Below are 22052 nucleotides of genomic sequence, written 5' to 3'. Positions count from 1 at the left end.
ATGGAGGGAACGCACACCATGCCGGATCCCGCCGTCCCGCCCACGCCACCCGTGCCCCTGGAGTCACTGCTGGCCCGTGAGGACCTGGACCTCCGGCAGATCGCGGGACCGTCCGACGCGGGGACCGTGATCCACTGGGCGCACACCTCGGAGATGGCCGATCCGTACCCGTATCTGCTGGGGGGTGAGCTGCTGCTGACGGCCGGGGTGCATGTCCCGGAGGGTGCGGACTTGGATGCGGGCTCGGGTGCGGGTGTGGACTTGGGTGCGGGCTCGGGTGCTCGCGCCGGCTACTTCGCCGAATACGTCGCCCGGATCGTCGCGGCGGGCGGGGCCGCGCTCGGTTTCGGCCTCGCCCCCGTGTTCGACACGGTGCCGCCCGCCCTGGTGACAGCCTGCGACGCGCAGGGCCTGCCGCTGCTGGAGGTGCCGCCGCGGACCACGTTCTCCGGGGTGGCCCGCGCGGTCTGGCAGCTGATGGCGCAGGCCCGGCTGGCGGAGCTGCGCCGGGTCGCGGAGGCGCAGCAGAGCCTCGCGGCGGCGGCCTCCCGCCCGGACCCGGTGCCGTCGGTGCTGCGGCAACTGGCACGGCGCGTGGGCGGGCGGGCGGTGCTGTACGGGCCGGAGGGCGCCACGATCGCGTCCGCCGGGCGCCCGACAGGGACCGACGACGCCGACGCGGCGCTGGCCCAACTCGCGGACGTCGTACGCCCCTCGGTCCCCGGCACGCCCACCTCCGCCACCGACAGCAAGGCCGGCACCCACCTCGCCGCCTATGCCCTCGGTGCCGGACAGGGCTTCGTGCTCGGGGTCGCCGCCCCGCAGCGCGACCCCGGCGACCACACCATCGCCTCCGTCGCCGCGGTCCTGCTCTCGCTGCTCACCGGCGAGCACCAGAGCGGCACGGGTGCGGCGCGCTCGTCCGCGCTGGTGCGGCTGCTGCTGGGGGCGCCGCCCGCCGACGTGGCCGGGCTGCTGGGGTCCGGGCGGTGGCTCGTGGTGCACGCCCGGCCGGAGACCCGCTCCCCCGACGCGGTGGCCGCCTCCGCGCTGGGCGCGGCCCTCGGCTCGCCCCTGGTCGACCTGGCGCAGGACGTCGTACGCGTCCTCGTACCGGCCGACCGCGAACCGGCCGCGCAGCCCGGCTGGACGCTGGGGGTCAGCGCCGCCGTGGCCCCGGCCGAGTGGGCGTCCGCGGACACCCAGGCGGGCCGCGCGCTGGCCCGGGCCCGTGCCACCCGCACGGCGCTGGTGCGTCACGGCGAGCGCGCGGGCCTTGCGGACCTGGTGGCGCCGCGGGACGCAGCGGACCACGCTCGGCTGCTGCTCGCGCCGGTGGCGGACAGCCCCGCGCTGACCGAGACCCTGCGCACCTGGCTTTCCCTGCACGGCAGTTGGGACCGTACGGCCGTCGCGCTGTCCGTCCACCGCAACACCGTGCGCCAGCGCATCGCCCGCTGCGCCGCGCTGCTGGACACCGACCTGGACGACCCGGACGTACGGATGGAGCTGTGGTTCGCGCTGCGGCGGCCATAGGTACGCGGGCTCATGACTATGAGTACGTGACCCACGTCCCAGCGTGCGGGACGCCAGGGACTCGCATCTGCGCCTGCCTCACAATGGGAGCCATGCCGATACCCGGGACACCCAGCCGCGCCGAGCTCGTCGACCACCTCGTACGGACCCGCATCGCGGGCGACGTCGCGACGCCCCGCGAGAACAACCTCAGCCACTACCGCAAGCTGGCCAACGGCGACCGCCACTACTGGCTCGGCCTGGAGTTCGGCGACCGCTGGAGCGACGAGCAGGACGTGCTCGCGGTGATGGCGGAGCGGGTGGGCGTGAACGACGACCCCGAGTTCCGCTACGGCCAGGACACCATCGACCCCGAGCTGACGGTCGACGCCCTGGAGCGGATGGCGGCCCGGCTGCGCAAGGCGGCCAAGGGGCAGCAGCGGGTGCTGTTCGCCACCGGCCACCCGGGCGGCCTGCTCGACGTGCACCGCGCCACGGCCGCCGCGCTGCGCGCCGCCGGCTGCGACATCGTGGTCATCCCCGAGGGCCTGCAGACGGACGAGGGCTACGTCTGGCAGCTCGCCGACGTCGCCGTCCTGGAACACGGCGCCTCCCTGTGGCACACCCACTCCGGCGAACCCATGAAGGCCATCCTCACCGCCCTGGAACGCGAGAACCGCCCCCTCCCCGACCTGGTCGTCGCCGACCACGGCTGGGCAGGCTACGCCGGCCAACACGGCGTCGACTCCATCGGCTACGCCGACTGCAACGACCCGGCCCTCTTCCTCGCCGAATCCGAGGGCACCCTCCAGGCGGTCGTCCCCCTGGACGACCACGTCATGAGCCCCCGCCACTACGACCCGATGACGGCGTATTTGTTGGGCGAGGCGGGGCTGCTCTCCGAGGGTTAGCGGGCCAGTCGACCCTCAGCTCTAGATCCCGGCGATCGATCCCGGCGCCCGCTCCCTGCGGGCCAGTGCTCTCAGGAGTGGGATCGGGCCGTGGCGGCGGGTGGAGAGGCGGGTCAGTAGGTCGATGGCGGGGGCTGTCACGTGGTCCGGGAAGGCGGGGGTCGGTAGGTCGGTGCTGCAAGCCAGGTCGTCGGTGTGGACGACGAGTTCCAGGAGACGGGTGAGCAGGAAGTCGTCGAGGTTCAGGGACCAGTCGCCCCAGGAGGGGACGTGCACGGGCCGTGCGGCGGGCGCGGCCGGCACTTCGGTGCGCAGCCGGTCCAGCGCCTCGCGCACGCGCGCGTGCAGCGCCGTGTGCCCGTCCGCCGCGGTCGCCTCACCGCCCTGCCGGATCCGTCCGCTGACGGGCGCGTCGGGGCCGGCGTCCAGCCAGATGACCTTCTCCAGGTAGTACGTGCGCAACGGCACGACCGGTTCGGCCGGGAGCGGGTCGGCGAGCAGTGCGGGCAGGGCCAGCTCCTGCCAGAACATGTGCCCGGCCAGACCGCGCACCGTGAACTTCTCCAGCACGCTAGGACCGTCCCAGGCACGGGCTACGGCCGGCTCGGCCAGCAGATCGGCCGCCGTCCGCGCGGCCTCCAGAAACGCCTCCCGGATCCGCCCGCCCCGCCAGTTCCATGTCTCCGCCGTATCCGCGGTATCCGTCGTCTCCGACGTCTTCGTCGTCTCTGCCGTCTCCGCCGTGCCCACCGTGCCCGCCGTCTCAGCCGTGCCCGCCGTGCCCGCCGCCCTCGCCGTGCCCGCCGTCTCCGCCGTCCTCGCCGTATCCGCCGTATCCGCCGTATCCGCCGTCTCCGCCGCCCTCGCCGTGCCCGCCGTCTCCGCCGTCCTCGCCGTATCCGCCGTATCCGCCGTATCCGCCGTCTCCGCCGCCCTCGCCGTGCCCGCCGTCTCCGCCGTCCTCGCCGTATCCGCCGTATCCGCCGTATCCGCCGTCTCCGCCGCCCTCGCCGTGCCCGCCGTCTCCGCCGTCCTCGCCGTGTCCGCCGTCCTCGCCGTATCCGCCGTCTCCGCCGTCTCCGCCGTGTCAGCCGTCCTCGCCGTCTCCGCCATGACGTCATCCCACCGCGCCCGCCCGCCCCGCTCAACCCACTTTCACGGCCACGGATTCAGCCCCTCCGACCGCCGCTGCGCAAACCCCGGCGTCGGGTCCAGATACACCCTGGTCACCGCCGGGAACACCGAGCGCAGCCGCAGCTCTGCCGCCTCGCAGGCCCACTCGATCTGCGCCGCCGTCGAACGGTCCCGGAAGTCGATCTTGGCGGCGACGAGTGCCTCGCGCGGTCCCTGCACGAGGGTCGTCAGCTCCAGTACGGACTCGATGTGCTCCACGTCCAGCAGCTCGGCCCTGATCCGGTCCCGCATGGTCTTCGGCAGCGGGCGGCCGATGAGCAGTTCGGCGTTGGAGCGGCCCAGTACCCAGGCGACGACGAGCAGCAGCAGTCCGATCAGCACTGAGGCGACACCGTCCCAGGCGCCGGAACCGGTGAGCTGTCCGCCGAGCAGCCCCCCGGCGGCGAGCACGAGGCCGATCAGCGCGGCCGAGTCCTCCAGGACGACGGCCTTCACGGCGGTGTCGGGGGTGTGGCGCAGGTAGAGCCGGAAGGGCGCCCGGACGCGGGCCGCCTCGCCGCGCGCCTGGCGCAGCCCCGTCCGCAGCGAGAAGCCCTCCAGCACGAAGGCGACCGCCAGGACGATGTAGGAGACGAGCGGGTCGCCCAGCTCCTCGCCCGCGACCAGGGTGTGGATGCCGTCGTAGAGGGAGAAGACGGCGCCGCCGACGAAGGTGGCGACGGCGGCGAGCATGGCCCAGATGTAGCGCTCGGGGCCGTAGCCGAGCGGGTGGTCCTCGTCGGCCGGCTTCTCGCTGCGCTTGAGGGCGGTCAGCAGCAGCACCTCGGTGACCGTGTCGGCGACCGAGTGCGCCGCCTCGGAGAGCATCGCGCTGGAACCGCTGATGACGCCGGCGACGGCTTTGGCGAGGGCGATCCCGAGATTGGCGACGGCGGCGACGATCACCGTCATGGTGCTCTCGCCGCCGCCCTCCTCTGCAGAGGTCATGTCCCTCAGTCTTCCCGCGGAACGCGGACCAAGCCCTCCTGGATCACCGAGATCGCGAGCTGCCCGTCCTGCGTGTAGATACGGGCCTGGCCGAGCCCCCGCCCGCCGTGGGCCGACGGCGACTCCTGGTCGTACAGCAGCCATTCGTCGGCGCGGAAGGGCCGGTGGAACCACATGGCGTGGTCGAGCGAGGCCCCGACCACGTCGCCGACGGCCCAGCCGCCGCGGCCGTGCGCGAGCAGCACCGAGTCGAGGAGGGTCATGTCGGAGACGTAGGTGGCGAGGACGACGTGCAGCAGGGGCTCGTCGATGGCGCCCTCCAGCTTGCCGTTGGTGCGGAACCACACCTGGGAGTGCGGCTCACGCGGCTCGCCGAACCTCCCGTACGGCGGCTCCTCGACGTAGCGCAGGTCGACCGCCTCGCGCGCCTCCAGGAACTTCTCGACCACCACGGGGTCGAGGTGGTCGTAGCCGCGCAGCCGCTCCTGGGAGGTGGGCAGCGTGGCCGGGTCGGGCGCGGCCGGCATCGGCTGCTGGTGGTCGAGGCCGTCCTCCTCGCCCTGGAAGGAGGCCGAGAGGTGGAAGATCGGCTTGCCGTGCTGGATGGCGACCACACGGCGGGTGGTGAAGGAGCGCCCGTCCCGGATGCGGTCGACGTCGTAGACGATCGGCGCTCCCGGGTCGCCGGGGCGCAGGAAGTACGCGTGCAGGGAGTGTGCGTGGCGGTCGGCCGGGACCGTGCGCCCGGCGGCGACCAGGGCCTGGGCCGCCACCTGGCCGCCGAAGACGCGCGGGACGACGGCCGACCGGGACTGGCCGCGGAAGATGTTCTCCTCGATCTGTTCGAGGTCGAGCAGATCGAGGAGATCCTGTAGTGCCTGGCTCATGGCAGACAGTTGTACCCGCCAGTCGTTTCTCGGGGTTTCGCGGACCTTACAGGCCCATGTTCTTCGCGATGATCGTCTTCATGATCTCGCTGGTGCCGCCGTAGATCCGGTTGACCCGGTTGTCCGCGTACAGGCGGGCGATCGGGTACTCGTTCATGAAGCCGTAGCCGCCGTGCAGCTGCAGGCAGCGGTCGATGACGCGGTGCGCGACCTCGGTGCAGAACAGCTTGGCGCTGGCGGCCTCGGCGGGGGTCAGCTCGCCCGCGTCCAGGGCCTCCAGGGCGCGGTCGGCGACGGCCTCGGCGGCGTCCACCTCGGCCTGGCAGGCGGCCAGCTCGAACTTGGTGTTCTGGAAGGAGGCGACGGGCTTGCCGAAGACTGCACGCTCCTGGACGTACTCCTTGGCGAACCGCACGGCGGCCTTGGCCTGCGCGTAGGCGCCGAAGGCGATGCCCCAGCGCTCGGAGGCGAGATTGTGGCCGAGGTAGTAGAAGCCCTTGTTCTCCTCGCCGAGCAGGTCCTCGACGGGCACCTTGACGTCGACGAACGCCAGCTCGGCGGTGTCGGAGGTCTTCAGGCCGAGCTTGTCCAGCTTGCGGCCGATGGAGTAGCCCTCGGACTTGGTGTCGACGGCGAACAGGGAGATGCCGAAGCGGCGGTCCTCGGCGGTGGGGGCGGAGGTGCGGGCGCAGACGATGACGCGGTCGGCGTGGACGCCGCCGGTGATGAAGGTCTTGGCGCCGTTGAGGACGTAGTGCGTGCCGTCCTCGGAGAGCTTGGCGGTGGTCTTCATGCCCGCGAGGTCGGAGCCGGTGCCCGGCTCGGTCATCGCGAGGGCCCACATCTCCTCGCCGGAGACGAACTTCGGCAGGAAGCGCTTCTTCTGCTCGTCGGTGGCGAGCATCTTGATGTACGGCAGGCCGAGCAGCACGTGCACACCGGAGCCGCCGAACTGGACACCGGCGCGTGCGGTCTCCTCGTACATCACGGCCTCGAACTTGTACGAGTCGATGCCGGCGCCGCCGAACTCCTCGTCGACGCGGATGCCGAAGATGCCGAGCTCGGCGAGCTTGTAGTAGAAGTCGCGCGGCGCCTGGCCGGCGGCGAACCACTCGTCGTAGACGGGGACGACCTCGGCCTCGATGAAGGCCCGGAGGGTCTCCCGGAACGCCTCGTGGTCCTCGTTGAACACCGTACGGCGCACAGCCCTACCTCCACCTGGCTCTGGATCGCGTGTCTAAGCGCTTGCTCAGAGATAACGGTACCGGCGGGTAGGGAGAGGCGTCCAGAGCCGCCCTCGTAACGCTCGTCACGCTGCCGCGGCGGCGAAGGCCCCCCTGGCCATCCGGTGCAGCAGCTGCGCGGTCGTCCCCCGGCCCGGCAGCGAGCCGGGGCGGCCGAGGTGCGGGGTGGAGTTGAGCAGGCCGAAGACCGAGTGCACGGCGGACCGGGCCGCGGGCTCGGCGATCGCCGGATAGACCTCCCGGAGCACCTGCACCCACAGCTCGACGTACTGCCGCTGAAGCTGCCGCACCAGCTTGCGGTCGCTGTCGCGCAGCCGGTCCAGCTCGCGGTCGTGCAGGGTGATCAGGGGGCGGTCGTCCAGCGCGAAGTCGATGTGGCCCTCGATGAGCGAGTCCAGGACCCCCTCGGCGGGCGTGCCGTCCGACTCCTGCAGGCGCCGCTTGGCGCCCGTCAGCAGCCGTCCGCTGATGCCGACCAGCAGTTCGGCGAGCATCGCGTCCTTGCCTGCGAAGTGGCGGTAGAGACCGGGGCCGCTGATGCCGACCGCGGCACCTATCTCGTCGACTCCGACCCCGTGGAAACCGCGCTCGGCGAACAGCCGCGCGGCCTCCTTGAGGATCTGCTCGCGCCGGGTGGGGGCGTCGGTTCTGATGGCCATGAGGGCAATTCTAGACAGGGAGGTTAGCGGTCGTTAACCTATGGGAGATGGTTAACGCTCATTAACAGTCGATCACTGGGTGAGGGGTACCGCAGGATGCACGAGGCACCGGAGCTGACGAGCGCGGCCGACCCCGCGTCGGAGGCCTGGCGGGCCAATGAGGCGGCGCACCTGGCGCTCGTCGAGGAGCTGCGCGGCAAGCTGGCCGCGGCGCGGCTCGGCGGCGGCGAGCGGGCGCGCGCCAGGCACACCGCGCGCGGGAAGCTGCTGCCGAGGGACCGGGTGGACACGCTGCTCGACCAGGGCTCGCCCTTCCTGGAGCTGGCCCCCCTCGCGGCCGACGGGATGTACGAGGGGGCGGCACCGGCCGCGGGCGTGATCGCCGGGATCGGCCGGGTGAGCGGACGCGAGTGCGTGATCGTCGCCAACGACGCCACCGTCAAGGGCGGCACGTACTACCCGATGACGGTGAAGAAGCACCTGCGCGCCCAGGAGGTGGCCCTGGAGAACCGCCTGCCGTGCATCTACCTGGTCGACTCCGGCGGCGCCTTCCTGCCCATGCAGGACGAGGTCTTCCCGGACCGGGAGCACTTCGGGCGGATCTTCTACAACCAGGCCCGCATGTCCGGGGCCGGCATCCCGCAGATCGCCGCGGTCCTCGGCTCGTGCACGGCCGGCGGCGCGTATGTCCCGGCGATGAGCGACGAGGCGGTCATCGTCCGCAACCAGGGCACGATCTTCCTGGGCGGCCCGCCCCTGGTGAAGGCCGCCACCGGCGAGGTGGTGACCGCCGAGGAGCTGGGCGGCGGCGAGGTGCACTCCAGGATCTCGGGCGTGACGGACCATCTCGCGGAGGACGACGCGCACGCGCTGCGGATCGTGCGCAACATCGCGGCCACCCTGCCCGCGCGCGGGGCACTGCCCTGGGAGGTGCGCCAGGCGGTCGAGCCCAAGGTCGACCCGCACGGTCTGTACGGCGCGGTGCCGGTGGACTCCCGCACCCCGTACGACGTACGGGAGGTCATCGCGCGCGTGGTCGACGGCTCCCGTTTCGCCGAGTTCAAGGCGGAGTTCGGGCAGACCCTGGTCACCGGCTTCGCCCGCATCCACGGCCACCCGGTGGGGATCGTCGCCAACAACGGCATCCTGTTCTCCGAATCGGCCCAGAAGGGCGCCCACTTCATCGAGCTGTGCGACCAGCGCGGCATCCCGCTGGTGTTCCTGCAGAACATCTCGGGCTTCATGGTCGGCAGGGACTACGAGGCGGGCGGCATCGCCAAGCACGGCGCCAAGATGGTCACGGCGGTGGCCTGCACGCGCGTGCCGAAGCTGACGGTCGTGGTCGGCGGTTCGTACGGCGCGGGCAACTACTCGATGTGCGGCCGGGCCTACTCCCCCCGCTTCCTGTGGATGTGGCCCAACGCCAAGATCTCCGTCATGGGCGGCGAGCAGGCCGCCTCCGTCCTCGCGACCGTCAAGCGCGACCAGTTGGAGGCCCGCGGCGAGGACTGGCCGGCCGAGGACGAGGAGTCCTTCAAGGCGCCGATCCGGCAGCAGTACGAGCGCCAGGGCAACGCCTACTACGCCACCGCCCGGCTCTGGGACGACGGCGTCATCGAGCCGCTGGAGACCCGCCAGGTGCTGGGTCTCGCGCTGACCGCCTGTGCCAACGCGCCTCTGGGTGAGCCCCAGTTCGGCGTCTTCAGGATGTGAGGAGGGGACCCATGTTCGACACAGTGCTCGTGGCCAACCGGGGCGAGATCGCCGTCCGCGTGATCCGTACGCTCCGCTCGCTGGGCGTGCGCTCGGTGGCCGTCTTCTCCGACGCGGACGCCGACGCACGCCATGTGCGCGAGGCCGACACGGCGGTGCGCATCGGCCCGGCCCCGGCGGCCGAGAGCTATCTGTCGGTGGAGCGGCTGCTTCAGGCCGCCGCCCGCACCGGCGCCCAGGCCGTCCACCCCGGGTACGGCTTCCTCGCGGAGAACGCCGGCTTCGCGCGCGCGTGCGCCGACGCCGGGCTGGTCTTCATCGGGCCGCCCGCCGACGCGATCTCCCTGATGGGCGACAAGATCCGCGCAAAGGAGACGGTGAAAGCGGCGGGCGTCCCGGTCGTCCCCGGCGGCCGCGACCCCGAACTGGCGGCGGCAGCACGCGAGTTGGGTGCACCGGTGCTGCTCAAGCCCTCGGCGGGCGGCGGCGGCAAGGGCATGCGGCTGGTCCGCGACCTCGCGGTGCTGGACGAGGAGATCGCCGCGGCCCGCCGCGAGGCCCGCGCCTCCTTCGGGGACGACACGCTCCTCGTCGAGCGGTGGGTGGACCGTCCCCGGCACATCGAGATCCAGGTCATGGCCGACGGCCATGGTCACGTGGTGCACCTGGGAGAGCGCGAGTGCTCCCTGCAGCGCCGCCACCAGAAGCTCGTCGAGGAGGCGCCCAGCGTGCTCCTGGACGAGGCCACGCGCGCGGCGATGGGCGAGGCGGCCGTGCAGGCGGCCCGCTCCTGCGGCTACCGCGGCGCGGGCACGGTGGAGTTCATCGTGCCGGGCGGCGACCCGTCCTCGTACTACTTCATGGAGATGAACACCCGCCTCCAGGTCGAGCACCCGGTCACCGAGCTGGTCACGGGCCTGGACCTGGTGGAGTGGCAGCTGCGGGTGGCGGCGGGCGAGCCGCTTACGTTCACGCAGGACGACGTCCGGCTCACCGGGCACGCGGTGGAGGCACGTATCTGCGCGGAGACCGTGTCCGTCAAGGAGGGCGCGCGCGGCTTCCTGCCGTCCGGCGGCGCGGTCCTGAGGCTGCGCGAGCCCGAGGGCGACGGCGTCCGCACCGACTCCGGGCTCAGCGAGGGCACCGAGGTCGGCAGCCTCTACGACCCGATGCTGTCCAAGGTGATCGCCTACGGACCGGACCGGGAGACGGCGCTCAGGAAGCTGCGGGCGGCCCTCGCCGGGACGGTGACGCTGGGCGTGCCGACCAATGCCGGGTTCCTGCGCCGCCTGCTGGCCCACCCGGCCGTGGTGGCGGGCGAGTTGGACACCGGTCTGGTGGAGCGCGAGGTGGACGGCCTGGTCCCCACCGACGTACCGGACGAGGTGTACGAGGCGGCGGCGGCCGTGCGTCAGGAGGCGCTGCGGCCGCGCGCGGAGGGCTGGCAGGACCCCTTCTCCGTGCCCAGCGGGTGGCGCATGGGCGGACCGTCCAAGCCCCTCGCCTTCGACCTGCGCGTGCCCGGGTTCGAGCCCGTCGAGCACGTCGCGCGCGGCGCCCACACCGTCACCGGTGACGAGGTGACGGTCACCCTCGACGGGGTGCGCCACACCTTCCACCGCGCCGCCGACTGGCTCGGCCGCGACGGCGACGCCTGGCAGGTGCGCGACCACGACCCGGTCGCCGCGTCCCTCACGGGCGCCGGGCACGCCGGTGCCGACTCGCTGACCGCGCCCATGCCGGGCACGGTCACCGTGGTGAAGGTCGCCGTCGGGGACGAGGTGAGCGCCGGTCAGAGTCTGCTGGTCGTCGAGGCGATGAAGATGGAGCACGTCATCTCCGCCCCGCATGCCGGCACGGTCGCCGAACTGGACGTGGCGCCGGGCACGACGGTCGCCATGGACCAGGTGCTGGCCGTGATCGCACCGCACGAGGAGGCGGAGAAATGACCGTGCAGCAACTCCCGATGGCGGTCGGGGCCGAAGGCCTGCCCGCCCGGGTGCGCATCCACGAGGTCGGCGCCCGCGACGGCCTGCAGAACGAGAAGGGCACGGTCCCGACGCAGGTGAAGGCGGAGTTCATCCACCGCCTGGCCGAGGCGGGCCTGACGAGGATCGAGGCGACGAGCTTCGTGCACCCCAAGTGGGTGCCCCAACTCGCCGACGCCGAGCAGCTGTTCCCGCTCGTGGCCGGCCTGCCGGTCGAGCTGCCCGTCCTGGTGCCCAACCGGCGCGGCCTCGACCGCGCCCTCGCCCTCGGCGCCCGCCGGGTCGCCGTCTTCGCCAGCGCCACCGAGTCCTTCGCCAAGGCCAACCTCAACCGCACGGTCGAGGAGTCCCTCGCCGTGTTCGACCCGGTGGTCCGGCACGCCAAGGACGAGGGCGCGCACGTCCGCGGCTATGTCTCCATGTGCTTCGGCGACCCCTGGGAGGGCCCGGTCCCGCTGCCCCAGGTGGTCCGGGTCTGCAAGGCGCTGACGGACATGGGCTGCGACGAGCTGAGCCTCGGCGACACCATCGGCGTCGCGACCCCCGGCCATGTACGCCGACTGCTCTCCCTCCTGAACGAGGCGGGCGTGGCGACCGACGTCATCGGCGTCCACTTCCACGACACCTACGGCCAGGCACTGGCCAACACCTACGCCGCCCTGGAGCACGGCGTCACCACGGTCGACGCCTCGGCGGGCGGCCTCGGCGGCTGCCCGTTCGCCAAGTCGGCCACCGGCAATCTCGCCACCGAAGACCTCGTGTGGATGCTGCGGGGTCTCGGCATCGACACCGGAGTCGACCTCGGCCGCCTCGTCGCCACCAGCGCGTGGATGGCCGAACAACTGGGCCGACCCAGCCCGTCCCGCACCGTTAGCGCCCTGTCCCACAAGGACAGCGAGGCCGACCAGGCCGCCGAGGCCCCTGAGGAGCAGTGACCGTCATGGACTTCCGTCTCTCCCCCGAGCTCGAAGAACTGCGCCGCACCGTCGAGGCGTTCGCCCACGACGTGGTGGCGCCCAAGATCGGCGATTTCTACGAGCACCACGAGTTCCCCTACGAGATCGTCCGCGAGATGGGCCGCATGGGCCTGTTCGGACTGCCGTTCCCCGAGGAGCACGGCGGCATGGGCGGCGACTATCTGGCGCTCGGCATCGCGCTGGAGGAGCTGGCCCGCGTCGACTCCTCGGTGGCCATCACCCTGGAGGCCGGTGTCTCGCTGGGCGCCATGCCGATCCATCTGTTCGGCACCGAGGAGCAGAAGCGCGAGTGGCTGCCGCGGCTGTGCGCGGGCGAGATCCTCGGCGCGTTCGGCCTCACCGAGCCCGACGGCGGCTCGGACGCGGGCGCGACCCGCACGACGGCCCGCCTCGACGAGTCGACCGACGAATGGGTGATCAACGGCACCAAGTGCTTCATCACCAACTCGGGCACGGACATCACGGGCCTGGTCACCGTCACCGCGGTCACCGGCCGCAAGCCGGACGGCAGGCCGCTGATCTCGTCGATCATCGTCCCGTCCGGCACCCCCGGCTTCACCGTGGCGGCGCCGTACTCGAAGGTGGGCTGGAACGCCTCGGACACCCGCGAGCTGTCCTTCCAGGACGTGCGGGTGCCCGCCGCCAACCTCCTCGGCGAGCAGGGCCGCGGCTACGCCCAGTTCCTGCGGATCCTGGACGAGGGCCGCGTCGCCATCGCCGCCCTCGCCACCGGCCTCGCCCAGGGCTGTGTGGACGAGTCGGTGAAGTACGCCAAGGAGCGGCACGCCTTCGGGCGGCCCATCGGCGCCAACCAGGCCATCCAGTTCAAGATCGCCGACATGGAGATGAAGGCACACACCGCCCGGCTCGCGTGGCGGGACGCGGCCGCCCGGCTGGTGTCCGGCGCCCCCTTCAAGAAGGAGGCCGCCCTCGCCAAGCTGCACTCCTCCACGGTCGCCGTCGACAACGCCCGTGACGCCACCCAGATCCACGGCGGCTACGGCTTCATGAACGAGTACCCGGTGGCCCGCATGTGGCGCGACTCCAAGATCCTGGAGATCGGCGAGGGCACGAGCGAGGTGCAACGGATGCTGATCGCACGGGAGTTGGGGCTCACCGGCTGAGCCCGCAGCAGGGTCCGACGGGCCGCGGAGCGCCCCTACCCCTGGACACGTACTGAGGTTAGGCTAACCTACGTTCGAACTTGTCCGGCGGGCGTTCCGCCCCGTTCGAAAGCAGCCACACCATGTCCAACGCCCGAGCCACCCATCTCACCCGACGCGGCATCCTGGCCGCCGGCGGCGCCCTCGGCCTCGGTGCCGCGCTGGCCGCCTGCGGGGACGACGACGCGAAAAGCGGCGGCTCCGACGCGACGATGGCCGGCAAGTCCGGCCCGTGGTCGTTCAAGGACGACCGCGGCAAGACGGTGAAGCTCGACGAGACGCCCAGGAACATCGTCGCGTTCACCGGCGTCGCCGCCGCGCTCTACGACTACGGCATCTCCGTCAAGGGCGTGTTCGGCCCCACGAAGACCACGGACGGCAAGCCCGACGTCCAGGCCGGCGACATGGACATCAGCAAGGTCACGATCCTCGGCAACGTCTGGGACCAGTTCAACGTCGAGAAGTACGCGGCCCTCGCGCCCGACGTGCTCATCAGCACGATGTTCGACGGCGCCGGCACCCTCTGGTACGTCCCCGAGGCCTCCAAGGACAAGATCGCCCAGCTGGCCCCCAGCGTCGGCATCTCCGTCTACGACCGCCAGCTGACCGAACCGCTGCAGCGGATGTGGGCGCTGGCCCAGTCGCTCGGCGCGGACATGAAGGCGCCCAAGGTCACGGACGCCAAGAAGAGGTTCGAGGAGGCCGCCGCCCGCCTGCGCAAGGCCGCGAAGGCCAAGCCGGACATCAAGGTGATGGCCGCCTCCGCCGCCGACACGCTCTTCTACGTCTCCGGCACCAACCTCTCCGTCGACCTGGAGTACTTCAAGGCGCTCGGCGTGAACTTCGTCGAGCCGCCGGAGAAGGCGAAGGCCAAGGGCGGCGGCTGGTACGAGTCGCTGAGCTGGGAGAACGTCGACAAGTACGCGGCGGACATCATCATGATGGACGACCGCACCTCGGCGATCCAGCCGGCCCACATCACCAGGGCCACGTGGAAGAAGCTCCCCGCGGTCAAGGCCGGGCAGGTCATTGCGCGCTCCCCCGAGCCGATCCTGTCCTACGACAAGTGCACCCCCCTTCTCACGAGCCTCGCCGAAGCGCTGGAGAAGGCGAAGAAAGTCAGCTGAGGCTGGGCGTCGTGGGTGGCTGCGGGTTCGTCGTGGCTGGTCGCGCCCACGCGGCGGAGCCGCATATCGATACAGCCCCGCGCCCCTGAGGTACGTATCCCCTGACGGTGTTTCAGGAGTTCCCCATGACTACCGCTGTTGCTGCCCCGTTTCGGTTCTTCGCTCTGCAGGTTGTACGGACGCGGCGGCTCGGGCCGTCTCTGGTTCGGGTGACTCTTGCGGGGGAGGATCTGCGGTACTTCCTCTCCGACGGGCGTGACCAGTCCCTGTCGCTGTTCCTGCCGCATCCCGGCCAGGAGAAGCCCGCCGTGCCGTACGAGCTGGGGGACGGCTGGTGGCAGGCGTGGCGTGAACTGCCGGACGGCGTACGGGCGGTGATGCGCTCGTACACCCTGCGGGCGCTGCGCCGCGATCCCGACGAGATCGACATCGACTTCGTGCTGCACACCCCGGCGGGGCCCGCCTCGCGCTGGGCCACGCGGGCCTCCTCGGGCGACCGCGTCGTCCTGCTGGGCCCCGCGCTCGCGGACAACCGCGCCATCCGCTTCCGGCCGCCGAACGACACCGAGCTGACGCTGATCTGGGGCGACGAGACCGCCGTTCCGGCCGTCTCCGCCATCCTCGAATCACTGCCGCCCGGCACCCGCGCCCGGGTCTGGCTGGAGGTGCACGACCCCGGCGACATCCAGGATCTGCCGACCGAGGCCGACGCCGAGATCACCTGGCTGGTCGGGGACGCGAGCGGCACCGAGGGGTCCCCCATGGCCCTCGACGCCCTTCGCGGCACACAACTCCCCGACGCACAGCGCACGTACGCCTGGATCGCGGGCGAGAGCGCCATGGTGAAGCAGCTGCGCCGGCATCTGGTCGGTGAACGCGGGATCGACCGGCGGCGGGTGACCTTCGTCGGCTACTGGCGACGGGGCATGAGCGAGGAACAGCTGCGCACCAATGTTACTTAGGTTAGGCTAACCTAAGTTCAGTTGCCCCCGCAGCCCCACCGGAGGACATCCCTCATGCGCTCGCACCTGCTCAATGACACGACCGCTGAGCAGTACCGCCACTCCGTGACCGAAGGCATCGAGCGGGTGGCCGCCCAACTGGCCGCCACCAAACGTCCGTTCACCGGCGTCACGGTCGACGCCCTCGCGCCGCGCATCGAGCGGATCGACCTCGACCGTCCGCTGCACGACACCACCGCCGTGCTCGACGAGCTGGAGGAGGTCTACCTCCGCGACGCCGTCTACTTCCACCACCCCCGCTACCTCGCCCACCTCAACTGCCCGGTCGTCATCCCGGCCGTGCTCGGCGAGGCCGTCCTGTCCGCCGTCAACTCCTCCCTGGACACCTGGGACCAGTCGGCCGGCGGCACCCTGATCGAGCGCCGGCTCATCGACTGGACCGCCGCCCGGATCGGCCTCGGCGAGAACGCCGACGGTGTGTTCACCTCCGGCGGCACGCAGTCCAATCTGCAGGCACTGCTGCTGGCACGGGAGGAGGCCAAGACCGGCACCCTGGCCCAACTGCGCGTCTTCGCCTCCGAGGTGAGCCACTTCAGCGTGCGGAAGTCCGCGAAACTGCTCGGCCTCGGCCCGGACGCGGTGGTCCCCATACCCGTCGACCACGACAAGCGGATGCAGACCGTCGCCCTCGCCCGTGAGCTGCAGCGCTGCACGAAGGAGGGCCTGGTCCCGATGGCCGTCGTCGCCACCGCGGGCACCACCGACTTCGGCTCCATCGACCCGCTGCCCGAGATCGCCGAGCTGTGCGCCCGGTACGGCGCCTGGCTGCACGTCGACGCGGCCTACGGCTGCGGGCTGCTCGCCTCCCTCAGGCACCGGGACCGGATCGACGGCATCGAGCGCGCCGACTCGGTCACCGTCGACTACCACAAGTCCTTCTTCCAGCCGGTGAGTTCGTCCGCCGTACTGGTCCGCGACGCCGCGACGCTGCGCCACGCGACCTACCACGCGGAGTACCTCAACCCGCGCCGCATGGTCACCGAGCGCATCCCCAACCAGGTCGACAAGTCCCTGCAGACCACCCGCCGCTTCGACGCCCTCAAGCTGTGGATGACGCTGCGGGTGATGGGCGCCGACGGCATCGGCGAACTCTTCGACCAGGTCTGCGACCTCGCGTCCGAGGGCTGGCGGATGCTCGCCGCCGACCCGCGCTTCGACGTCGTCGTCAGGCCCTCGCTCTCCACCCTCGTCTTCCGCTACGTCCCGGCCGCCGTCACCGGCCCGGACGAGATCGACCGCGCCAACCTGTACGCCCGCAAGGCCCTGTTCGCCTCCGGTGACGCGGTGGTCGCGGGCACCAAGGTGGGCGGCCGCCACTATCTGAAGTTCACCCTGCTCAACCCCGAGACCACGACGGACGACATCGCCGCCGTCCTCGATCTGATCGCCGGCCACGCCGAGCAGTACCTGGGAGACTCCCTTGACCGCGCGTCCTGAAACCCCCACCAGCACCCATGACTTCGTGGGGATCGGGCTCGGCCCGTTCAACCTCGGCCTCGCCTGTCTGACCGAGCCGATCGCCGAGCTCGACGGCCTCTTCCTGGAGTCCAAGCCCGACTTCGAATGGCACGCGGGCATGTTCCTGGACGGCGCCCACCTGCAGACCCCGTTCATGTCGGACCTGGTCACCCTCGCCGACCCGACGTCGCCGTACTCCTTCCTCAACTACCTGAAGGAGAAAGGCCGTCTGTACCCGTTCTACATCCGCGAGAACTTCTATCCGCTGCGGGTGGAGTACGACGACTACTGCCGCTGGGCGGCAAGCCGGCTCGGCAGCGTCCGCTTCGACACGACGGTCACGGAGGTGACGTACGAGGACGGTCACTACCTCGTGCGCACCGCGGCCGGTGACCTCCACCGCGCCCGTCACCTCGTCCTCGGCACCGGCACGGTGCCCTTCGTGCCCGAGGCGTGCCGGGGGCTCGACGGCGACCTCTTCCACAACTCCCAGTACATGCACCGCAGGAACGAGCTGCGGTCGAAGAAGTCGATCACGGTGGTGGGCAGCGGGCAGAGCGCCGCCGAGATCTACCACGAGCTGCTCACCGAGATCGACGTCCACGGCTACCAGCTCAACTGGGTCACCCGCTCCCCGCGGTTCTTCCCGCTGGAGTACACCAAGCTGACTCTGGAGATGACCTCTCCGGACTACATCGACTACTTCCGCGCCCTGCCCGAGGAGACCCGCTACCGGCTGGAGAAACAGCAGAAGGGCCTGTTCAAGGGCATCAACTCGGACCTCATCGACGCGATCTACGACCTGCTCTACCAGAAGAACGTCGAGAGCACCGGCCGCCCTGTGCCCACCCGCCTGCTGACCAACTCCAGCCTGGTGAGCGCCAGTTACGCCGACGGTGCCTACCGGCTCGGCTTCCACCAGGACGAGCAGGACAAGGACTTCGAGATCCGCACGGAGGGCCTCGTCCTCGCCACCGGGTACCACTACGAGCCCCCGGCCTTCCTCGCCCCCGTGAAGGACCGCCTGCGCCTCGACGGCCACGGCCGTTTCGACGTGGGCCGCAACTACGCCGTCGACGTCACCGGCCGCGGTGTCTTCCTGCAGAACGCCGGCGTGCACACCCACAGCATCACCAGCCCCGACCTGGGCATGGGCGCGTACCGCAACAGCTACATCATCCGCGAGCTGCTCGGCACCGAGTACTACCCGGTCGAGAAGACCATCGCCTTCCAGGAGTTCGCCGTATGACGTTCACGTTCCGCCCGCTCGACCCCCTCCAGGACGCCGAGCTGCTGCACTCCTGGGTCACCCACCCCAAGGCGGCCTTCTGGATGATGCAGGACGCGAGACTGCAGGACGTCGAGCGCGAGTACATGCGCATCGCGGCCCACGAGCACCACCACGCCTACCTCGGCCTGCGGGGCGGCGAACCCGCCTTCCTGATGGAGCGGTACGACCCCCGGTACGTCGAGCTGGTCGGCCTCTACGAGCCGCGGCCCGGCGACGTCGGCATGCACTTCCTGACCCCCGCGACCGACACTCCCGTGCACGGGTTCACCAGGTCGGTGATCACCGCCGTCATGGCCCACCTCTTCGCGGACCCGGCGGTGAGTCGCGTCGTCGTCGAACCGGACGTCTCCAACAAGGCCGTCCACGCCCTCAACGAAGCCGTCGGCTTCGTGCCCGAGCGCGAGATCCAGAAGCCGGAGAAGAGGGCGCTGCTCAGCTTCTGCACGCGCGAACAGTTCCTCGCCGCCACAGGAGCCGCCATATGACTCTGTCCGACGCCGTAGCGCATCTGTCCCCCGACCGCTGGGCACGGGCCAACCGCCTCCTGATCCGCAAGGCCCTCGCCGAGTTCGCCCATGAACGGCTGATCGAGCCGGAGGCCACCGGCGCCGGTGAGTACGTCGTCCACAGCGACGACGGCCTGACCCGCTACACCTTCACGGCCGTACTCCGCGCCCTCGACCACTGGCAGGTCGACGCCGACTCGATCACGCGCCACCGCGAAGGCACCGAACTCCCGCTCGCCGCACTGGACTTCTTCATCGAGCTGCAGAAGTCCCTGGGCCTGAGCGAGGAGGTGCTGCCGGTGTACCTGGAGGAGATCTCCTCCACCCTGTCCGGCATCTGCTACAAGCTCACGAAACCCCAGATCACGGCCGCCGAGCTCGCGCGCTCCGGCTTCCAGGACATCGAGACCGGCATGACCGAGGGCCACCCCTGCTTCGTGGCCAACAACGGGCGGCTCGGCTTCGGCGTCCACGAGTACCTCTCCTACGCGCCCGAGACCGCGAGCCCGGTCCGTTTGGTGTGGCTGGCCGCGCACCGCTCGCGCGCCGCGTTCACGGCGGGCGCCGGGATCGCGTACGAGACCTTCCTGCGCGCGGAGTTGGGCGAGTCCACCGTGGAGCGCTTTCACGACGTGCTGCGCGCCCAGGACCTGGACCCTGCCGAATACCTCCTCATCCCCGTCCACCCCTGGCAGTGGTGGAACAAACTGACCGTCACCTTCGCCGCCGAGATCGCACGCCGGCACCTGGTGTGCCTGGGCGAGGGCGACGACGAGTACCTGGCCCAGCAGTCCATCCGTACCTTCTTCAACCGCTCGCACCCCGAGAAGCACTACGTGAAGACGGCCCTGTCCGTCCTCAACATGGGCTTCATGCGCGGGCTTTCGGCCGCCTACATGGAGGCCACCCCCGCCATCAACGACTGGCTGGCTCAGCTCGTCGAGGGCGACCCGGTCCTCCGAGCGTCCGGCTTGACGATCATCCGCGAGCGCGCCGCCGTCGGCTACCGGCACCTGGAGTACGAGCAGGCGACGGACCGCTACTCGCCGTACCGCAAGATGCTCGCCGCGCTGTGGCGCGAGAGCCCGGTCTCCTCGCTGAAGGACGGCGAGTCCCTGGCCACCATGGCCTCGCTTGTCCATGTCGACCACGAGGGCGCGTCCTTCGCGGGCGCGCTGATCGAGCAGTCGGGCCTCACGCCGACGCGGTGGCTGCGGCACTATCTGCGCGCCTACCTCACCCCGCTGCTGCACAGCTTCTACGCCTACGACCTGGTGTTCATGCCGCACGGCGAGAACGTGATCCTGGTGCTGAAGGACGGTGTGGTGCAGCGCGCCGTCTTCAAGGACATCGCGGAGGAGATCGCCGTCATGGACCCCGACGCGGTGCTGCCGCCGGCGGTCGAGCGGCTGCGCGTGGAGGTCCCCGAGGACAAGAAGCTGCTGTCGCTGTTCACGGACGTCTTCGACTGCTTCTTCCGCTTCCTGTCCGCCGGCCTCGCGGCCGAGGGAATCCTGGAGGAGGACGACTTCTGGCGCACGGTCGCGGAGATCATCCGCGAGTACCAGCGGTCGGTGCCCGAACTCGCCGCGAAATTCGAGCAGTACGACCTGTTCGCCCCTGAGTTCGCGCTGTCCTGTCTCAACCGGCTGCAGCTGCGCGACAACAAGCAGATGGTCGACCTGGCCGACCCGGCGGGCGCCCTCCAGCTGATCGGAACCCTGAAAAATCCCGTCGCGGGGTTCTGATCACAGCGGACGGGCACCCCGGAGTACGGTCCTCCGAGGTGCCCGTCCGGCATGAGCGATGCCTACGTCGCGGGCCAGGGAACCTGCGGCGAGCGGTAGTAGCCGATGCCCAGCGCGTCCCAGCGGGGCGCCTGCGCGGCGAGCCGCACCTTGTAGGCGTCCCAGTCGTGCGTGGACGCGGGCGACCAGCCGAGCTCCGCGGCACCGGGCAGCCGCGGGAAGGCCATGTAGTCGATGTCGGCGTTCGTCTGAATCGTCTCGGTCCACAGCGGCGCCTCTACGCCCATGACCGCCGAACCGGGCGCCCCGGCAAGGTAGTTGCCCGGATCCCAGTCGTAGGAGCGCCGTACCTCGACCAGCCCGGCCCAGTCCTGGCCGAGCGGGGTGTCCTCGGTGTACTTCATGTCGAGGTAGAGCCGGTCGGCGGGCGAGAAGATCAGCCGCGTGCCGTTCTGCGCGGCCTCGGCGACCTGTGCCTTCTCCGCCGCGTCGGTGTCGTCCAGACCCCAGTACTGCGCGATCGCGCCCTTCACCGGGTGTGCGCCGGTCAGCTGGTGCCAGCCGATCACCGTCTTGCCGTACTTGGCGACGACGGGCTGCACCCGGTCCATGAACGTGACGTAGTCCTCGTGGCTGGTGGAGTGCGCCTCGTCGCCGCCGATGTGCAGATAGCGGCCCGGGGTGAGCGCGGCCAGCTCGCGGATCACGTCGTTGACGAAGTCGTAGGTGACCGCCTTGCCGGCGCACAGCGAGCTGAAGCCGACCTCGGTGCCCGTGTAGAGCGGGGGCGCCTTGCCGTCGCAGTTCAGCTCCGCGTACGAGGCGAGGGCGGCGTTGGTGTGGCCGGGCATGTCGATCTCGGGGACGACCTCCAGATAGCGGGAGGCGGCGTACCGGACGATCTCCTTGTAGTCGGCCTTGGTGTAGTGGCCGCCCTTGCCGCCGCCGACCTGAGTGGAGCCGCCGTAGGTGGCCAACCGCGGCCAGGAGTCGATCGCGATGCGCCAGCCCTGATCGTCGCTGAGGTGCAGATGCAGCTCGTTGATCTTGTAGAGGGCCAACTCGTCGATGTAGTGCTCGACCTGAGCGACGGTGAAGAAGTGGCGGGAGACGTCGAGCATCGCGCCGCGGTAGGCGTAGCGCGGGCTGTCCTTGACGGTGCCGCCCGCCACCAGCCACGGCCCGTGCTGCACGGAGTCCTTCTCCACGGCCGCCGGGAGCAGTTGGCGCAGGGTCTGCACGCCGTGGAAGAGGCCGGCGGGCCGGGCGGCGGTGATGGTGACGCCCTTGCCGCCGCTGTCGAGCCGGTACCCCTCGGCGCCGAACGAGCCCTTGGCCAGGCGGAGTCGGATGCCTCCGCCGCCGTGCGCGGTGACGGGCAGCCGGTAGCCGGTGGAGGGCCGCAGGACGCCGGCGAGGTACTCGCCGACCCGCCGGGCCGCGGGCGAGTCGTCCACGCGGATGCGGGTGTCGCGGGTGATGCGGTACGGGGCTGTGCCCGGGGTGACCGACGCGGGCGCCGGAACCACCCGGTCGAGCGCGGTCGCCCTGGCCGGTGGCGCCGGGGCCGCGCCGGCGGTGAAGACGCCGGCCGCCGCGACGAGCAGCAACGATCCGAGGACGCGGGCCACACGGGGAGTCGTTCTGTGGTGCTGTCTCACATGCGCTCCCTTCGACGGGTACCCCTCAGGGACCAGGAATGGTAGAGACCACTCTCCCGCA

18 protein-coding genes are annotated in these 22052 nt (G+C 71.0%); 12 read left to right on the top strand and 6 right to left on the bottom strand.

What is annotated here, in order from left to right; translation table 11 throughout:
• Positions 1 to 18: 18 nt before the first annotated feature.
• Both JYK17_RS20370 and JYK17_RS20365 read left to right on the top strand, forming a co-directional pair.
• Positions 19 to 1536, top strand: coding sequence for a PucR family transcriptional regulator (locus JYK17_RS20370; protein ID WP_222810939.1), 1518 nt, complete (start codon positions 19 to 21; stop codon positions 1534 to 1536).
• Between the two features lie 92 nt (positions 1537 to 1628).
• On the top strand, positions 1629 to 2426 hold the full coding sequence (locus JYK17_RS20365; RefSeq protein WP_222810938.1) for a phosphatase: 798 nt from the start codon (positions 1629 to 1631) through the stop codon (positions 2424 to 2426).
• Positions 2427 to 2447: 21 nt separating this feature from the next.
• On the opposite strand, the gene JYK17_RS20360 is transcribed toward JYK17_RS20365, so the two are convergent.
• The 5 genes from JYK17_RS20360 to JYK17_RS20340 form a co-directional block, all read right to left on the bottom strand.
• The gene (locus JYK17_RS20360; RefSeq protein ID WP_261995950.1) at positions 2448 to 3539 is read right to left on the bottom strand and encodes a maleylpyruvate isomerase N-terminal domain-containing protein; all 1092 of its coding nucleotides are present in this window, start codon (positions 3537 to 3539) and stop codon (positions 2448 to 2450) included.
• A gap of 42 nt (positions 3540 to 3581) precedes the next feature.
• Positions 3582 to 4547, bottom strand: a complete 966-nt coding sequence (locus tag JYK17_RS20355; RefSeq protein ID WP_108012979.1) for a cation diffusion facilitator family transporter — start codon at positions 4545 to 4547, stop codon at positions 3582 to 3584.
• 5 nt (positions 4548 to 4552) lie between these two features.
• Entirely contained in the window at positions 4553 to 5434 is an 882-nt protein-coding gene (locus JYK17_RS20350) for an acyl-CoA thioesterase (RefSeq protein ID WP_108012980.1), read from the bottom strand.
• Between the two features lie 46 nt (positions 5435 to 5480).
• A complete protein-coding gene (locus JYK17_RS20345; RefSeq protein ID WP_108012981.1) occupies positions 5481 to 6638 on the bottom strand; it encodes an acyl-CoA dehydrogenase family protein in 1158 nt (385 codons plus the stop codon).
• Positions 6639 to 6743: 105 nt separating this feature from the next.
• Complete coding sequence (locus JYK17_RS20340) at positions 6744 to 7337, bottom strand: SACE_7040 family transcriptional regulator (protein WP_128802836.1); 594 nt, start codon at positions 7335 to 7337, stop codon at positions 6744 to 6746.
• A 96-nt stretch (positions 7338 to 7433) separates the two neighbouring features.
• Between JYK17_RS20340 and JYK17_RS20335 the strand changes: the two genes are divergently transcribed.
• From JYK17_RS20335 to JYK17_RS20290, 10 genes are all read left to right on the top strand, one after another.
• The gene (locus JYK17_RS20335) at positions 7434 to 9050 is read left to right on the top strand and encodes a carboxyl transferase domain-containing protein (protein WP_108012983.1); all 1617 of its coding nucleotides are present in this window, start codon (positions 7434 to 7436) and stop codon (positions 9048 to 9050) included.
• Between the two features lie 11 nt (positions 9051 to 9061).
• Positions 9062 to 10999 carry an ATP-binding protein gene (locus JYK17_RS20330; RefSeq protein ID WP_222810937.1) on the top strand — a complete coding sequence of 646 codons (1938 nt, stop codon included), beginning with the start codon at positions 9062 to 9064 and terminating at the stop codon, positions 10997 to 10999.
• Complete coding sequence (locus JYK17_RS20325) at positions 10996 to 11973, top strand: hydroxymethylglutaryl-CoA lyase (RefSeq protein ID WP_108012985.1); 978 nt, start codon at positions 10996 to 10998, stop codon at positions 11971 to 11973. The genes JYK17_RS20330 and JYK17_RS20325 overlap by 4 nt, the downstream gene beginning before the upstream one ends.
• A 5-nt stretch (positions 11974 to 11978) precedes the next feature.
• Positions 11979 to 13139, top strand: coding sequence for an acyl-CoA dehydrogenase family protein (locus tag JYK17_RS20320; RefSeq protein WP_108013307.1), 1161 nt, complete (start codon positions 11979 to 11981; stop codon positions 13137 to 13139).
• Positions 13140 to 13261: 122 nt separating this feature from the next.
• The gene (locus JYK17_RS20315; protein ID WP_222810936.1) at positions 13262 to 14305 is read left to right on the top strand and encodes an ABC transporter substrate-binding protein; all 1044 of its coding nucleotides are present in this window, start codon (positions 13262 to 13264) and stop codon (positions 14303 to 14305) included.
• 125 nt (positions 14306 to 14430) lie between these two features.
• Positions 14431 to 15267, top strand: coding sequence for a siderophore-interacting protein (locus tag JYK17_RS20310; RefSeq protein ID WP_222810935.1), 837 nt, complete (start codon positions 14431 to 14433; stop codon positions 15265 to 15267).
• Positions 15268 to 15321: 54 nt separating this feature from the next.
• Entirely contained in the window at positions 15322 to 16764 is a 1443-nt protein-coding gene (gene desA / locus JYK17_RS20305) for a lysine decarboxylase DesA (RefSeq protein WP_222810934.1), read from the top strand.
• The gene (locus JYK17_RS20300) at positions 16748 to 18034 is read left to right on the top strand and encodes a lysine N(6)-hydroxylase/L-ornithine N(5)-oxygenase family protein (protein ID WP_128802831.1); all 1287 of its coding nucleotides are present in this window, start codon (positions 16748 to 16750) and stop codon (positions 18032 to 18034) included. Before desA ends, JYK17_RS20300 begins: the two co-directional genes overlap by 17 nt.
• Entirely contained in the window at positions 18031 to 18561 is a 531-nt protein-coding gene (locus JYK17_RS20295) for a GNAT family N-acetyltransferase (RefSeq protein WP_222810933.1), read from the top strand. The genes JYK17_RS20300 and JYK17_RS20295 overlap by 4 nt, the downstream gene beginning before the upstream one ends.
• On the top strand, positions 18558 to 20330 hold the full coding sequence (locus JYK17_RS20290) for an IucA/IucC family protein (RefSeq protein WP_222810932.1): 1773 nt from the start codon (positions 18558 to 18560) through the stop codon (positions 20328 to 20330). The genes JYK17_RS20295 and JYK17_RS20290 overlap by 4 nt, the downstream gene beginning before the upstream one ends.
• Before the next feature lie 62 nt (positions 20331 to 20392).
• On the opposite strand, the gene JYK17_RS20285 is transcribed toward JYK17_RS20290, so the two are convergent.
• Complete coding sequence (locus tag JYK17_RS20285; RefSeq protein ID WP_222810931.1) at positions 20393 to 21991, bottom strand: beta-N-acetylhexosaminidase; 1599 nt, start codon at positions 21989 to 21991, stop codon at positions 20393 to 20395.
• Between the last annotated feature and the right edge of the window lie 61 nt (positions 21992 to 22052).

This window comes from Streptomyces plumbidurans, from assembly GCF_019857225.1.
Classification (GTDB): domain Bacteria; phylum Actinomycetota; class Actinomycetes; order Streptomycetales; family Streptomycetaceae; genus Streptomyces; species Streptomyces plumbidurans.
Note: the sequence above shows the minus strand (reverse complement) of the source record. Positions and strands in the feature narration are given on the sequence as shown.